This is a genomic window from Arsenophonus endosymbiont of Crataerina pallida (assembly GCF_964020125.1).
Taxonomy (GTDB): Bacteria; Pseudomonadota; Gammaproteobacteria; order Enterobacterales; family Enterobacteriaceae; genus Arsenophonus; species Arsenophonus nilaparvatae.
In genome coordinates this window covers 339137-354761 of sequence record NZ_OZ026540.1, presented here as the reverse complement: position 1 = coordinate 354761, position 15625 = coordinate 339137, and the positions used below count along the sequence as shown (strand labels likewise).

Genomic DNA, 15625 nt, shown 5'->3' with positions numbered 1-15625 from the left:
CTCTCTACTGGCTTCTCACTCCGACTTTTACCGCCACCCTTTGAGGCGTTAGGTGAAATCTCTACCAAGTAAAAACGCATTATTCTTCATCACACAATCACCGCATTTATGCTATTTCGCCTTGATAATGAAAGTCTTGTAGTTTTTAGTCCATTCCGCTTGCTTGGCTGCGCCTGCTATGCATAAGCTCATGACTTACGCTACACGCTTACTCCCATATTTGGTCGCTGGCATGCAATTGCACTTCACTTAATTTGCTATGATACGCTTATGACAAAACTTTCACTCGCAGGAATGCGCCCATACTGGGCACACAAAAGAAAAAACCCTGCAATAAATTGCAGGGTTTTTTTAAAATTTGGTCGGCGAGAAAGGATTCGAACCTCCGACCCACTGGTCCCAAACCAGTTGCGCTACCAGGCTGCGCTACTCGCCGAAAAAAATCTCTATTTAACGATGTTTTTTATGTAATTTTTAAAACTTATTTATATTATGGTGCGAAAGGGGGGACTTGAACCCCCACATCCGTAAGGATACTAACACCTGAAGCTAGCGCGTCTACCAATTCCGCCACCCTCGCAAACTGCATAAAACAAATATGGGGTGACTAATGGGATTCGAACCCACGACAACCGGAATCACAATCCGGGGCTCTACCAACTGAGCTATAGCCACCATAAAATCTTTAAAAATTCAATTCATTGTATACAACATTAATCTACTACACCGTAGCAGAGCACGCATTAAATGGCGCGCCCGACAGGATTCGAACCTGAGACCTCTGCCTCCGGAGGGCAGCGCTCTATCCAGCTGAGCTACGGGCGCTTAACGCCGTTGCGGGTGAGGATAGTACGGATTTAATAGCATGCTGTCCAGTGATTTTTTTAAATAAAAAGATTATTTGCTTATGCTTTATCCATTTCAATCATAAAATTAACCTTACCATCATTTTTCAATCAGTAAAACAGGTTATTGCTAATCATTTTTTCATTGTTTTATGACGGAAAAGACGATTCAAAAAATAGATCACAGAAACAATCAATAAAAACACGCCGCCAACAATTAATGATAAACGCGTATCTGGATTAATTGCCATGCCAACAAGTACACATGCCAAAAAAAGCAGGGTCAAATAATTCACGTAAGGAAATAATACTGATTTGAAAGTATGTTGGGCTAATTGCTGTTGATGCACTTGCCGAAAACGCAATTGACTCATTAAAATAACAAACCAGGGTATCATTCCAGGCAATACACTTGCACTATAAACATATACAAAAACCGCTTGTGGATCAGGGATAATATAGTTGAGACCTGAGCCAACAATAAGGCACAAAATTGTTAGCATAATACACCGTGCAGGCACACCATTTGCGGTCACTTTCAATAAAGATTTTGGCAGTTGACCATTCTGTGCTAAAGCATAAATCATACGCCCGCCACTATACATGCCACTATTACAGCCTGATAATGCCGCTGTAAGTACCACAAAATTAATTACCGCAGCTGCCGATACAATACCTACTTTGGCAAACATTAGCACAAATGGACTACCATTTTGACCAATCTCTGTCCAAGGAAATAACGTTACAACAATAAAAATAGCACCGACATAAAAAACCAAAATTCGCCATAAAATATTATTAATAGCTTTCTTTAATGTGACCTGCGGATTTTTTGCTTCTCCCGCAGTAATACCAACTAATTCAACGCCTTGATAAGAGGCAACTACAATACAAAGCGCAAATAAAAAGCCTTGCCAGCCACCGGCAAAAAAACCACCATGCTCAGTCAAATTGGCTAAACCAATCGGTTCAAAATTATTGCCAATACCAACAAAAATCAACCCTAATCCAATCAAGATCATCACAATAATCGTGGTAACCTTAATCATAGCAAACCAGAATTCCAATTCACCGTACAAACGTACTGCGGCCAGATTAGCTAATGCAACAAGTACAACTGCAATCAACGCAAAAAACCATTGTGGAACCTCAGGAAACCAGAATTCCGCGTAGACACCAATCGCTGTGATCTCTGATATACCAACAGCGACCCACATGAACCAATAACCCCATGCTGTTAAACATCCCCAATAAGGGCTCAAATATTTATAACCAAACGAGGCAAAAGCGCCAGTAACAGGTTCAAGAAACAGCATTTCTCCCATTGAACGCATAATAAAAAAAACAAATAATCCAGCAACAATATAAGCCAGTAATACAGAAGGTCCTGCCCACTTTAACGTACTGGCAGAACCCATAAATAAACCAACACCAATTGTTCCACCTAATGCAATAAGTTCAATATGCCTCGCTTCAAGGCCACGACTGAGACCTTGTTCCGGTTTCCCCATAGCAATTTCCTGCCCTTTCAATAATCACTTAATACCATATGACCTTCATGGTCAAAATGACAGATAATAGTGCCGTAATGAAAACATGTTTTTAATAATAACGAAATAAAAATTTATAAATGTAATCAAAATAGTGTTAATTGCTCAACAATGAAAAAACAGTTGTCAGCCAAAAACCCTATTTAAAAGAAGACATAGCAGATGGAATTGAAATTTACTACTGTCAAAACGAACCTTTACGATAGAAATAATACACAAATAAAAAACTACAGTTTGCCACTATAATAGTAACCCAGAAAACGTAATAATTTTATCTGTCGTTTGATACGACTCGGTTGAGAAAGCAATCTATATAACCATTCCAATCCTAATTGTTGCCATAATTTAGGTGCTCGTTTTACATGTCCGGTAAAAACATCGTAAGTACCACCTATTCCCATATAAAGTGCATCTGGATATACTTGCCGGCAATCCCGGATAAAAATTTCTTGCCTTGGTGAACCCATTGCTACCGTAACAATTTTTGCTCCACTAGCCTTGATGCGCTCAAATAATATTTCACGTTGTTCCGGCTTAAAGTAACCGTCCTGGCTACCGACAATATTCACCTGCCACTGAGTACGAAGCTTATTTTCAGTCTGTTTAAGAATTTCCGCTTTTCCACCAAGCAGAAACACAGGTACAGCTTTTTGACCTGCAATTGCCATCAATGCTTCCCACAAATCAGCACCCGCAATACGTGAAACCTTTGCTTGTGGGTATTTACGACGAATCGCTCTGACAATACTGATTCCATCAGCATAGAGATATTCTGCTTCAGCTAGCAACGCATTTAAATCACGGTCTTGCTCTGCAGTTAGGACTTTTTCCGCATTGATAGCCACCAATGTTCCATGCTTAACTTCTTGATCTGAAATTAGATAATTGAGGAAATGGGTTATATCATGAAAACCCCAAATAAGATGACCTCGAATATCATATTTCGGGATCACTTGTTGCTTCATACATTACTCCAGTAAGCTATTATTTAGCTTATTTTTTACAATCATTCGTGGTATATATGCGAATTAAACCGGCTTTGGCAAATAACCAATAAACCAGTTTGGCAACAAACAAAAAAAGCACAAATACCAAGCCAAAAAACACCACCCGCGATACGAAAGAGTCTACCCCTTCACGAACCAGGACAATAATATTAAAAATAGCGCCAAAACAGAAAACTTGCAGAATAACGGCTTTATAATGATTAATTTCAATCTTACTTTTTTCATAAAGCCAATCAAACCATTTAATAATCAAGCCAACGCCAATTGCACCGATAGGAATAAAAATAACCCCACCCATAACCACTAAAGAACCAATTAATGTGGGCGATATAGCTAAACCAGAGTGATTATCAAGCACTTGCCAGGTAAAATAATTGGCTGAATTCAATACCGTATCAGGTCGTTCAGGCCATAACCAAGTGGGAATAAAAACATAAAAATCACGTACAATAGGAGCTAATCCTTGGAATTCGATTTTGTCATAGTTATCAAGTAACAGAGCCAAATTTTCCCATGGCGAAAAGGTATCACGCGTTAAATAGAGAAAAGTATAAAAAGCTTCCGCACCACTAACATCTAATCCATAACGCTTTAATGCTAACCAAAACATACCAATAATGCTAATAACACCAGCGATAATTAGCATCCATAAATTAATCCAGCCACGGACGATACCGATAAATAGGAAAAGCGCAAAGGCGATAATAATATTAGCCCGTGTTCCACCGACAACCAGATAAGTGAGTACCCCAAAAGCAACTGTGCTAAAGAGAAAAAATAACCAGCGATACTGGGTCGGCTTTAAAAAATAGACAATTAACATTGCCGGAATGAAAAAATAAAAAAAACGTTTTAATGCTACACTTGAAACTTCACTAGAAAAAATCTGACTATAAGACTGTAAACGAAACAGTAAAAAGCCATTTTGTAAGAAAAATATTGCTACTGTCACTATAGCAATGAGCATCAACAAGAGACAAGTTAGCCGCGTTTCTACCCCATTCATAGTGAATAACGACTGTTCAGATTGTTGGACACCCGTTCGCAAGCGGGTTTTGTAAGCGATATAATAAACAATATAAAAACTGATGGATGATAGCAGCGCATTCAATAATGCATTGGTTGATACCACATTAACATCAAATTGAAAAACAAGTAATCCCGTTAATGGAAAACCAAAGTAGAACGTTAATAAATAAAGTAGAGAGAAAAAGATATTAAAATTGAAGCGTACTCGTCGAAATTCACGATATGTTAGTGCCAAAATTAATATCAGAGAGATAAAATAGACAATCGATAGGCCACCAAATTCCATCATAGTCATTACTGCTCTCCTATCGATGTTAATGCAGCTTGCCATCCTTTAATAAAATTAGGGTTAAAAAAAGCTATTTGGCTTCTATCCGTTAACATCATTTTCTGTCGCAGGGTATCCAGTTGCCGTTCATCTAATTGATCATCATAAAATAGAAAAGGTACAGACTGCTCAATAAGATCCTGCCAAAAGTAATTTTGCCGGCTAATAATAAAAGGAATGCCAAACTGAATTAATAAGCACAATGTGCCTATACCTTGCTGTCGTTTGAAAATAAAGTAACCTAAATCACAACAACGCAGTAAAGTGAGATAATCATCAAAAGCCATTTTTTCCTTAATAATTGTCACTTCTCCATTAGGAAAATAATTTTCGGCCGCTTGGGCAACTTCGGCAATATATACTTGATTATTAGCGGGATATCCCATAGGAACAAAAATTTCGACCGGCTGAAAAGCAAACTGCTTTTTGATAGCCTGCAACGCTTCAATATGTCGATTGGATTTATCACCTGAGTTACCAACCAAAATTGTCACTTTATCCGTTTGATTAATCGATTTTTCATAGACGGTTAAGGCTGGATCCATTTTGGTTGGAAAATAGAGTAGTGATGTTGGTATAGCTGGATTTAACTGAGAAAAATAATTTAAATCCCCTCGGGTAGCAAAAACATGCCCTACCCGTTTAAATGCCAGACGCCGAAAATAATAAAATAATTTAAATTTCAATGCAGCTGAGTCTTCATAGAGATCAGCTCCCCAAATATGCCATAAAAATTGTTGTCGACGGATCTTGCCAAACAATAATGCCAACCAAATTGATACATTAAATTGACCATGAAAAAAGAATTGGCAATTTCTATCTGCTTTTGCTTGCATAGCGATAACTTTAGCAATCGCTTTTTTATTATCAAATTGGTTAATGTGTAGTCGTGGATAGCGTGATGCTAGAGTGAGGTCACGGCTAACAACCATAAACTGTCTTTTTTCTGGTGATGGTATTGACGAAAATAATACATCATTAAAAAATGCTAACACTGTCTGGTTATGGTGTGGGATATCAGAGCCTAATACATGGATTAAGGTTTTCATGTGCGCCTGCGGTAAAGATGGAATATGCCACTACAAAGCATAAAATAAACAATATAAGTTGCCATATAAGCCTGGGCAGCACCTAACGCGCCGTAAGCTGGTATTAACCAATAAGCAAACCCTGTTAACAGCGCAAATTGAGTCACCTCCGTTAAAATGTAAAACCGTAATGCGGCCTTAGCAATAACTAAATAACCAAATACATAAGCGCCTACTTTCAATACATCACCAATCAACTGCCAAGCAAAGAGATCGCGCATTGCAATAAACTTATCGGAAAAAAGCAGCCAAATTGCCAGATCTCGTAATAGCCATACGGTAAAACTGGCTAACGCAACCGCCGGTAAAACAAACTTCAAAGCTTTAAAAATTTCTGCACTAATCTCATCTCTATGCTGCAATTTAGCTAAAGTTGGCAATAAATAAACGGTAAAAGATGCGGTAATAAACTGTAAATAGGCATCTGAAATACTACTCACTGCCTGCCAAATACCCACTTCATCCCAACTATAACGCTCAGCCAATAAATTTCTCATCATAATATAAGCAACCGGCAACGTGACTGAGGTTATTAACGCCATTAAGGTGAATTTAGCTATGTGATGACCAATGGTACTATTCCACCTTGGTTTAAAATATGACCAATTCAGCTGTTTATGACGTAGGATCATGATCGCGGCTGGTACAACAATTAATGCAGGAACTAAAGCCAATCCTATTAGCGCCCCTTGATAACCACTTAATCTAAAACAAAAATAGTAAGCAATCACGCCTGCTAAGCTACCAACGATAATCGATAGCGCATTACCTTTCGCATCACGGTAACCTTTTAGTATCGCCAAAAAGTAATTCGCATAAGCGATGCCCATTTGTATCAATCCTAAGGCACAAATAACCATTTGATAATGGGTATGACCAAATAGCGCCAGACTGATAAATGAGCTAAATAGTAAAAAAATAAGCGCTAATAAGGTTGAAAAACCCAAAATAATTAATGATGAGGTACCTAATACAGCACCTAGTTTTGTTGGTGTCTGATGATATTCAGCGACATATTTAGTTACGCCATTGAAGATCCCTGCACCAGATAAAACACCAAGTACAGTAATTAGTTGACGGAAATTTCCCGCCTGACCAACACCGCTCGGACCAAAAGTGACTGCCAATAATTTGATAACAACTAACCCTGCCCCAATTTTTATTAAGGTTGAAATAGCTGTCCAAACAGACGCTTTAGCTAATGACATATTAAGCAAAAAAACATTGGATTTGATTGATCACTTGTTGCTGCTCTTCATCGGTAAGATTATAAAACATCGGTAAACGAACTAAACGATCACTTTCCTTCGTCGTATAACAATCATCACCATGAAAACGGCCAAATTTATGACCTGCTGGACTAGAGTGTAAAGCAACATAATGAAATACTGACAAAATATTTGCTGCTTGCATATGCTTATTAAACGCGGTTCTTTGTTCAATATCTTTTAATTTGATATAGAACATATGGGCATTATGTTCTAGATCTGCCGGTATAACCGCCAAATCTAATTTACCTACTTCAGCGAAAGGTTTAAGCGCCTGATAATAGTTTTTCCATAACGCTAGCCTACGCTGATTAATTTTATTCGCCTGCTCCAATTGCGCCCATAAATAAGCCGCTTGTAGATCTGACATTAAGTAACTAGAACCAATGTCTCGCCAAGTATATTTATCAACTTGGCCACGGAAAAATTGACTGCGATCCGTGCCTTTTTCCCGCACAATTTCTGCTCGCTCGATAAATGACGGTTCATTAATCAGTATCGCTCCCCCTTCACCACCGGAAGAGTAATTTTTTGTTTCATGAAAACTATAACAACCAATATGCCCTATCGTTCCAAGCGCTTTCCCCTTATAAGTGGACATAACACCTTGAGCCGCGTCTTCAACAACATAAAGATGGTGTTTTTCTGCCAATGCCATAATGGTATCCATCTCACAAGCCACACCAGCATAGTGAACAGGGACAATAGCGCGAGTTTTGGCCGTGATCGCCGCTTCAATTTTAGTCTCATCCATATTCATGGTATCAGGACGTATATCGATAAAGACAATCGTTGCGCCCCTTAGCACAAAAGCATTAGCAGTAGAAACAAAGGTAAAACTTGGCATAATGACTTCATCGCCAGGTTTAATATCAAGCAAAATCGCCGCCATTTCCAAAGAGGCGGTACAAGAAGGTGTCAACAGCACTTTCGGACACTGGAAATGCTTTTCCATCCACTCTTCACAACGCTGAGTAAAGTGCCCATCACCACATAATTTGCCACTCTGCATGGCTTCTTGCATGTAACTTAATTCAGTACCAATAACCGGTGGTTTATTAAATGGGATCATGTCGTCCTCGATATAACCAATAAGCTGTGCTTTCAATTTGTGCACCCATTTGTGAATAGAGACGTATAGCAAAAATATTGCTGATTTGAGTCGCTATCCTTAATCGCTCTACCCCTTGCTGCTCACACCATTGACAGGCGGCTGCTAGTAATTGTTTACCAACCCCTTTGCCCTGATGGGCTGGAGCGGTGGCTAATAAACCAATACGCGCCTCTTTTTCAGTTGGCAGTTTCCTTATGGTGACAAAGCCTTGAATATTTCCTTGCTTATCGTTAACTAATAAACAAAGATCATCAAAAGTACCCTTAACTGCTTTTTCAAGCCAAACAGAATAAAAACGGGCATTATCTGTTAATCGATACCAGGGCGGGCGAAAACGACTATATGAAAAAGCCTTAGCCGCAATACTTTTCAATATTTCAATATCCTGTTCCGTCGCCACAGCTAGATCTAAACTATGATTTTTTGCCCTACTTGCAATATTTAGACAAAAATCGATTTCACTTTCTACCAGCCAAAAACCCATCGCCAATATTGCATCAATCAGTTTAGTATCAGCGGTAGCAATTTTAGCTTGCACAATATCGTAGTCAGCTAGTTGATCTAATGAGACAATTGGCGCATCGGGTGCAAAATGTAACTTGGCCGTTTTACGCTTAAAGAAATCACTTTCCCAACTGAGTATTTCAATATTGGCGTGGATAGACATGCAGCAAATCCTGTAAATATTGCCCATAACCGGTTTTCGCCAGTTTTCCCGCTGATTTTCGAACCTGTTCATCCGTCAACCAACCGTTACGCCATGCTATTTCTTCCAGACAAGCGATTTTAAATCCCTGCCTTTTCTCAACGGTTTGCACAAACATACTCGCTTCAATCAAACTGTCATGGGTGCCGGTATCTAACCAGGCAAATCCGCGGCCTAACAGCTCAACATTTAGCTCTCCACGCTCAAGATACATTTGATTCAGACAGGTGATCTCAAGTTCTCCACGTAGCGAAGGTTTAATTTTTTTAGCAAAGTCAATTAATTGATTATCATAAAAATAGAGGCCAGTAACCGCCCAGTTAGATTTAGGTTGCTGAGGTTTTTCTTCAATAGACAGTACTTTGAACTTTTCATCAAATTCAACTACGCCAAAACGTTCAGGATCCATCACCTGATACGCAAAAATTGTTGCTCCCGACTGACGAGCCACCACAGATTTCAATTTATCGCTAAAAGCCTGCCCAAAATAAATATTGTCACCTAATATCAAACAGCAAGCATCATCACCTATAAAACTTTCACCGATCAAAAACGCCTGCGCTAATCCGTCCGGTGAAGGTTGTGCGGCATAACTGAAATGAACACCGAAGGCATCACCATCGCCAAGTAACCGTTGATAATTAGGCAGATCTTCAGGCGTGGAAATAATCAATATTTCTCGGATACCTGCCAACATCAGTACCGAAAGCGGATAGTAAATCATCGGCTTATCATAAATAGGTAACAGTTGTTTAGAAACTCCTCGTGTAATAGGGTACAAACGGGTTCCAGAGCCACCAGCCAAAACAATGCCTTTCATCACCTCTCCTCGTTTCCTATTTTGTCGCGATGCCTAGACGTTCACCTGCATATGAACCGTCTTGCACATGGCGCCACCAGGTTTCATTGTTCAAATACCATTCAACGGTTTTACGAATACCCGATTCAAAGGTCTCTTGTGGCTTCCATCCTAACTCTTGTTCTATCTTGCTAGCATCAATGGCATAACGGACATCATGGCCTGGACGATCCGCGACATAGGTAATTAAATCACAATAGTGAGCCACGCCTTCAGGCTTAAGCGGACGTAACTCTTCCAGCAAGCAGCAAATTGTCTTTACTACATCAATATTTTTACGTTCATTATGGCCACCAATATTATAAGTTTTACCTGCATCGGCTTGACTAATGACTAAGTGTAATGCACGGGCATGATCTTCAACATACAGCCAACCACGTATCTGTTCACCTTGACCATAAACAGGCAATGATTTACCAGCTATGGCGTTCAAGATCATCAAAGGAATTAATTTTTCAGGAAAGTGATAAGGGCCATAATTATTTGAGCAATTGGTCACCAAGGTCGGTAAGCCATAAGTACGCTGCCAGGCTCTAATTAAATGGTCACTGGAAGCCTTCGAAGCTGAGTAAGGGCTACTCGGTGCATAAGGGGTTGTTTCGGTAAATAGCCCCTCAGTGGTATGCAGATCGCCATAAACTTCATCGGTAGAAATATGATGGAAACGAAATGACTGTTTTTTCTGCGGGTTCAAATGATTCCAATAATTGCGAGCAGCCTCCAATAAAAGATAAGTACCGACAATATTGGTTTCGATAAAGGCGGCTGGCCCATCGATCGAGCGATCAACATGACTTTCTGCCGCTAAATGCATAATAGCATCAGGTTGATATCGCTGAAAAATTTCATCAATTGCCGGTCGATCACAAATATTTATTTGGGCAAAAGCATAGCGAGGACTTTCTCTCACTGACGCTAACGATTCCAGATTACCAGCATAAGTCAAATTATCAACCACTAGCACACTATCGTTAGTATGCTCAATGATATAACGAACAACTGCCGAACCAATAAATCCAGCCCCACCAGTAATTAAAATACGTTTCAACGCCAAACTCCTTTGGTATCAACTACCCATTTTTGTCGGATTTGTTCACCCTTAATCGCCTTAAATTGTTTATGATCAACCAGTAACAAAATAATATCTGCATTAGCAACGGCAACTTCAGTAGAGACCAATTGACAAAGACCTTTCAGTGCATTTGGCAATTCATTAATATTAGGTTCTACTACATAAGTGGTACCAGTATGCCAATCTGCAATCATTTTAGTGATTTGCATAGCGGGGCTTTCTCGTAAATCATCAATATCCGGTTTAAAGGCTAAACCGAAGCAGGCAATTTTAATTTCATTTGCCCGTTTGCCTGTTTCGGTTAAACAATCAGCTAATACTGTCTTGACCTGATCGACCACCCAAATTGGCTTGCTGTCATTAACCAAACGGGCTGTCTGGATCAAACGAGATTGCTTTGGATTCTGAGCAACAATGAACCAAGGATCGACTGCAATACAATGGCCTCCAACACCTGGACCCGGCTGTAAAATATTGACCCGCGGGTGACGATTGGCCAAATTAATCAACTCCCAAACATTAATCCCTTGTTCTGCGCAAATAAAAGAGAGTTCATTGGCAAAAGCAATATTTACATCGCGAAAACTATTTTCTGTCAATTTACACATTTCTGCCGTTTTGGCATTGGTGATCACACATTCACCGGTAAGGAAAATACGATATAACTCACTGGCTCGCTGGGATGATTTCATCGTCATACCACCAATTACCCGATCATTTTTGATCAGCTCAACCATGACTTTGCCAGGTAAAACCCGCTCAGGGCAATAAGCAATATCAATATCTGAGTTTTCACCCTGTTGCTGTGGAAATGTCAGATCAGCTCGCATAGCTGCTAGCCGCTGTGCCATTTGCTCAGTCGCTCCAGTTGGCGAGGTAGACTCTAGAATAATCAAATCGCCTTTTTTCAATAATGGCGCTATTGATTCTGCCGCTGCCATGACATAAGAGAGATCAGGCTGATGATCATCTTTAAACGGTGTAGGAACCGCAATTAAAAACGCATCAGCCCTTTGCGGTGTAGTAAACGCTTTTAAATAGCCAGCTTCTACGGCTGTTTTTACCGTTTTATCTAAATCTGGTTCAACAATATGAATTTTACCTTGATTAATCGTATCAACCGCATGTTGATTAACATCAACCCCAATCACTTTTTTCTGCCGAGCAGCGAAAGCGGCAGCAGTCGGTAAACCGATATAACCTAAACCAATAACAGAAATAGTTTCAAAACTCATAATGTCACCTGATTTGTCTTCAACGCTTCAAGAATTCGCTGGCAAGCTTTACCATCACCATAAGGATTATGCGCCCGGCTCATTTTCTGGTATGCATGGTCATCCGTAAGTAATTGTGTTACCGCTTGAACAATATTTTCTGTTTGCGTACCCACTAAACGTACCGTACCAGCTTCAACCGCTTCAGGTCGCTCAGTAGTATCACGCATCACTAATACTGGCTTACCTAAAGCTGGCCCTTCTTCTTGAATACCCCCTGAATCTGTCAGGATCAAATAAGCGTTATTCATTAAATAAATAAAAGGGAAATAATCCTGTGGATCAATCAGGTTTATATTATTAATACCCTGCAAAATGCGTTGCACTGGTTCACTGACATTAGGATTAAGATGAACCGGATAGACAACTTGAACATCAGCATGATTTTTGGCAATTTCAGCTAATGCATGACAAATACGTTCAAATCCGCTACCAAAACTTTCCCGCCTATGCCCTGTAACCAGTAGCATCTTTTTATTTTGGTCAAGAAAAGGGTATTGCGCGGCAAGGCTTGCTCGTATTGTGGCATCATTGATAACCTTATCACGCACCCAAAACAACGCATCGATTACAGTGTTACCAGTAACAAAAATACGATTAGCAGGGATCGATTCATGCTGTAAATTTTTTCGTGAATACTCGGTAGGCGCAAAGTGATACGTTGCCAGATGGCTGGCAATTTTACGATTGGCTTCTTCCGGCCAGGGAGAATATAAGTTACCAGTACGCAATCCTGCTTCAACATGACCAACCAGAATACGCTGATAAAAAGCAGCCAGGCTGGTTGCCATCGTGGTAGCAGTATCACCATGAACCAATACCACATCGGGTTTAAAAGATAACAATACGGGTTTCATTCCTTCAAGAATACGACAGGTAATATCAGTTAAATCTTGTCCCGGTGTCATAATATCTAAATCATAATCAGGTGTTATCTCAAAAAGATGCAATACCTGATCCAACATTTCTCTATGTTGAGCAGTTACGCAAACTTTCGACTCAAAAGCCTTATCGTTTGTCAAAGCATGTACCAGTGGAGCCATTTTTATGGCTTCAGGACGAGTACCAAACACAGTCAACACTTTCACAGTGACTCTCTTTTTATTTTAACCTCATCTACTAATGAGATGTATCATCAATAATGATTTTACCTTCAACATATTAATAGTTTGTTGAAGTCCTCTATTGCTATATGTTTAGCAAATAATTAGGTATTACGCCTTAACAACACAATACCCATTCCACTTAAGGCACCAATCATTCCCCAAATGACCATCATTAATGCTCGACGAGGGCTATCACGTTTAACGGGATCTTCTGGTGTTCTTAAATAGCGATAAGTTTGAAAATTATTCTCGAGAGCGGGTTCTACATTTAATGTCGTTAACATCGCTATATTTTGATCATAGCTTTCATCATAATTAGGCCCTGTTGCCTGTAATGTCTCAATTTGTGCTTGTAATAATGAAGTACCTAATAGAAACATTTCTGAATCAGGCAACTGATCGATGGGGACATCAACTTTGTTACGTGAAATACCTTGCTTTTGCGCAACTTTGAACGATTGCTGTACGTTATTTAAACGCCGTTCATAATTTGCCTTTGCGACCATTTCCTGGCGTTTAATTAATGCTTTTAAAGACTGTGCCTTTGCTGCCCACGCGCCTTTAATCTGTTCATTAAGATTAAAACTAGCTCGTTTGTTGGCAAAAGAAATATATTCACGTAGTAATCGGTTTGCATCAGTAGCCGTTTCAGCAACTAATTTTACATTATCATGAAGTATCTTATTATCATCTTGGGGAGTGAATTGAATATCATCAATTAATTCATCAAGTAATGCAGCATCAGCCTTAGCATTTCCTTCCATGCGGGTTTTATAGTAATCACTATTTAACCAAAACTCTCGCCGGGTATCATAAGAACCTACTTGAGTAGTAAATTCTTGATAAACCTGATTCGAAATTGTTGGCAACTGATTATCCTGTGTTTCATTAATATGCGAATCCAAATTTCGCAAAAATTGCTGCTGGGAATAATATGCACCTAAATTATTAACTGTAGGTAAATCAGTGACAGCATTAGCACTCCATTTTTGTTGCATCATGTAAGAAACGATCAATGCAACAGCTGCAAAAATAAATGCTAAAGAGATGATCCATATTTTTCCCTGCCATAGCGCACAAAATAAACTTCTAATATCTAACTCATATTCAAGAGACTGTGAGTGAGAATTAGGTTTGGGTTGTGTTTCTGATTTTGTCACTGGTATGAAACTCCTTTAAATATTTGTTTATTTATTTTGCTATACGTTGCATCCGACGTTTAACACGTTTCACAAAACGCGCCACTTTCCAAGCACGTTTAATACAGTAGCCATAGATAGCAAATATAGGCAAAAATAATGCCAACATCACCCATTCAGGAATAAAATTTGAACGTTCACCGAACATACCTACCGCTGCTAAAATAGCTGCCGACACTGTAATCAAGATAAAAGCCTGACTTGAGGTAAAACCTGAACGCATAATTAAATGATGAATATGTTGTCTATCTGGTGAAAAAGGACTCATTCTTTTACGTAGACGCCGATACATAATGGCAATCATATCCATCAGAGGAATAGCAATAATCCAAAGGGCAGTCACTGGTTTAATCGAAGGTTGCTCACCTTGTGTCGACATCAACAGCAACCAAAGAATAGTAAAACCAATTAATGTACTACCCGCATCCCCCATAAACACTTTATAACGCTTTCCTAATAAACCTAAATTCAGGAATATATAAGGGAGAATGGCAGCAATAACAGCAAAACACCAAAAAGCTAATGCCATATTGCCATTTTGATAAAGCAAAATGCCTAATGCAGCAAAGGAGACACAAGAAAGCCCACCAAGCAGACCATCAATACCATCAACCATGTTAAAAGCATTGACTGCACCCCAAACAGCAAATAACGTCATTAAATAGCTTAAAGGCCCCAACGTTACATGCCATGGCCCAAAAGCATAACCTAAGTTATCTAACGTTAGACCAGCAAAATAAATCATGAACAACGCAACAATAGCTTGAATAGTTGCTCGAATTTTAACACTAATATCAAAGCGATCATCCAATACTCCAACAAATACCAAAACCCCAGCACAAATCAAATACAACCATTTATGAGGAATATATTCGGGCGTAATCATGAATGCCAAACCGATACCAAAAAAAACCGCAATACCACCAACCAAAGGAATTTCTCCTTGGTGTTTTTTTCGATGATTAGGTTCATCTACTAGACCAAATCTTTTTGCCACTTTTCTCGCAATAAATATGAAAATCAGAGAAAACAAGAAAACCCAAAAAACGTCGATTAGTAAATTTAGTGTGTGCACAATATTTACTCTCTTATAATTTTTTTAGAAATCATCCACTGCACCCATTTCCATGTATAGACTATAAGTGTACTTTAAGTTAGCGTATATGTAACAATAACGAAA

The 15625-nt window shown here is 39.2% G+C and carries 13 protein-coding genes and 4 tRNA genes; all 17 read right to left on the bottom strand.

The features are described 5' to 3' along the window. Positions 1 to 359: 359 nt before the first annotated feature. The 17 genes from AACL31_RS01960 to wecA all read right to left on the bottom strand — a co-directional run bounded on the left by AACL31_RS01960 (position 360) and on the right by wecA (position 15520). Positions 360 to 436, bottom strand: a tRNA-Pro gene (locus AACL31_RS01960). A 57-nt stretch (positions 437 to 493) separates the two neighbouring features. Further along, positions 494 to 580, bottom strand: a tRNA-Leu gene (locus tag AACL31_RS01955). Between the two features lie 19 nt (positions 581 to 599). Continuing rightward, positions 600 to 675 (bottom strand) — tRNA-His (locus tag AACL31_RS01950). 73 nt (positions 676 to 748) lie between these two features. Next, positions 749 to 825 (bottom strand) — tRNA-Arg (locus AACL31_RS01945). 154 nt (positions 826 to 979) lie between these two features. Continuing rightward, positions 980 to 2356 (bottom strand): bifunctional threonine/serine APC transporter ThrP, encoded by a 1377-nt coding sequence (gene thrP, locus AACL31_RS01940; RefSeq protein WP_310511544.1) that lies wholly within the window; start codon positions 2354 to 2356, stop codon positions 980 to 982. A 266-nt stretch (positions 2357 to 2622) separates the two neighbouring features. Next, on the bottom strand, positions 2623 to 3360 hold the full coding sequence (wecG, locus tag AACL31_RS01935; protein ID WP_310511545.1) for a lipopolysaccharide N-acetylmannosaminouronosyltransferase: 738 nt from the start codon (positions 3358 to 3360) through the stop codon (positions 2623 to 2625). A gap of 28 nt (positions 3361 to 3388) precedes the next feature. Beyond that, positions 3389 to 4726, bottom strand: coding sequence for an ECA oligosaccharide polymerase (gene wzyE, locus AACL31_RS01930; protein ID WP_310511546.1), 1338 nt, complete (start codon positions 4724 to 4726; stop codon positions 3389 to 3391). Continuing rightward, positions 4726 to 5808 carry a TDP-N-acetylfucosamine:lipid II N-acetylfucosaminyltransferase gene (locus tag AACL31_RS01925; RefSeq protein ID WP_310511547.1) on the bottom strand — a complete coding sequence of 361 codons (1083 nt, stop codon included), beginning with the start codon at positions 5806 to 5808 and terminating at the stop codon, positions 4726 to 4728. Before AACL31_RS01925 ends, wzyE begins: the two co-directional genes overlap by 1 nt. After that, complete coding sequence (gene wzxE / locus AACL31_RS01920; RefSeq protein ID WP_310511548.1) at positions 5805 to 7055, bottom strand: lipid III flippase WzxE; 1251 nt, start codon at positions 7053 to 7055, stop codon at positions 5805 to 5807. Before wzxE ends, AACL31_RS01925 begins: the two co-directional genes overlap by 4 nt. Before the next feature lies 1 nt (position 7056). Then, positions 7057 to 8187 (bottom strand): dTDP-4-amino-4,6-dideoxygalactose transaminase, encoded by a 1131-nt coding sequence (gene rffA / locus AACL31_RS01915; RefSeq protein ID WP_310511566.1) that lies wholly within the window; start codon positions 8185 to 8187, stop codon positions 7057 to 7059. Continuing rightward, positions 8174 to 8896, bottom strand: coding sequence for a dTDP-4-amino-4,6-dideoxy-D-galactose acyltransferase (rffC, locus tag AACL31_RS01910; protein ID WP_310511549.1), 723 nt, complete (start codon positions 8894 to 8896; stop codon positions 8174 to 8176). The genes rffA and rffC overlap by 14 nt, the downstream gene beginning before the upstream one ends. Further along, the gene (gene rfbA, locus AACL31_RS01905) at positions 8874 to 9755 is read right to left on the bottom strand and encodes a glucose-1-phosphate thymidylyltransferase RfbA (RefSeq protein ID WP_310511550.1); all 882 of its coding nucleotides are present in this window, start codon (positions 9753 to 9755) and stop codon (positions 8874 to 8876) included. Before rfbA ends, rffC begins: the two co-directional genes overlap by 23 nt. A 16-nt stretch (positions 9756 to 9771) precedes the next feature. Further along, entirely contained in the window at positions 9772 to 10842 is a 1071-nt protein-coding gene (rfbB, locus tag AACL31_RS01900; RefSeq protein WP_310511551.1) for a dTDP-glucose 4,6-dehydratase, read from the bottom strand. Beyond that, positions 10839 to 12101 (bottom strand): UDP-N-acetyl-D-mannosamine dehydrogenase, encoded by a 1263-nt coding sequence (gene wecC, locus AACL31_RS01895; protein WP_310511552.1) that lies wholly within the window; start codon positions 12099 to 12101, stop codon positions 10839 to 10841. The genes rfbB and wecC overlap by 4 nt, the downstream gene beginning before the upstream one ends. Then, the gene (wecB, locus tag AACL31_RS01890) at positions 12098 to 13228 is read right to left on the bottom strand and encodes a non-hydrolyzing UDP-N-acetylglucosamine 2-epimerase (RefSeq protein WP_310511553.1); all 1131 of its coding nucleotides are present in this window, start codon (positions 13226 to 13228) and stop codon (positions 12098 to 12100) included. Before wecB ends, wecC begins: the two co-directional genes overlap by 4 nt. 119 nt (positions 13229 to 13347) lie before the next feature. Further along, positions 13348 to 14406, bottom strand: coding sequence for an ECA polysaccharide chain length modulation protein (gene wzzE, locus AACL31_RS01885; protein WP_310511554.1), 1059 nt, complete (start codon positions 14404 to 14406; stop codon positions 13348 to 13350). A 31-nt stretch (positions 14407 to 14437) separates the two neighbouring features. Then, on the bottom strand, positions 14438 to 15520 hold the full coding sequence (wecA, locus tag AACL31_RS01880; protein ID WP_339053713.1) for a UDP-N-acetylglucosamine--undecaprenyl-phosphate N-acetylglucosaminephosphotransferase: 1083 nt from the start codon (positions 15518 to 15520) through the stop codon (positions 14438 to 14440). Positions 15521 to 15625: the final 105 nt, after the last annotated feature.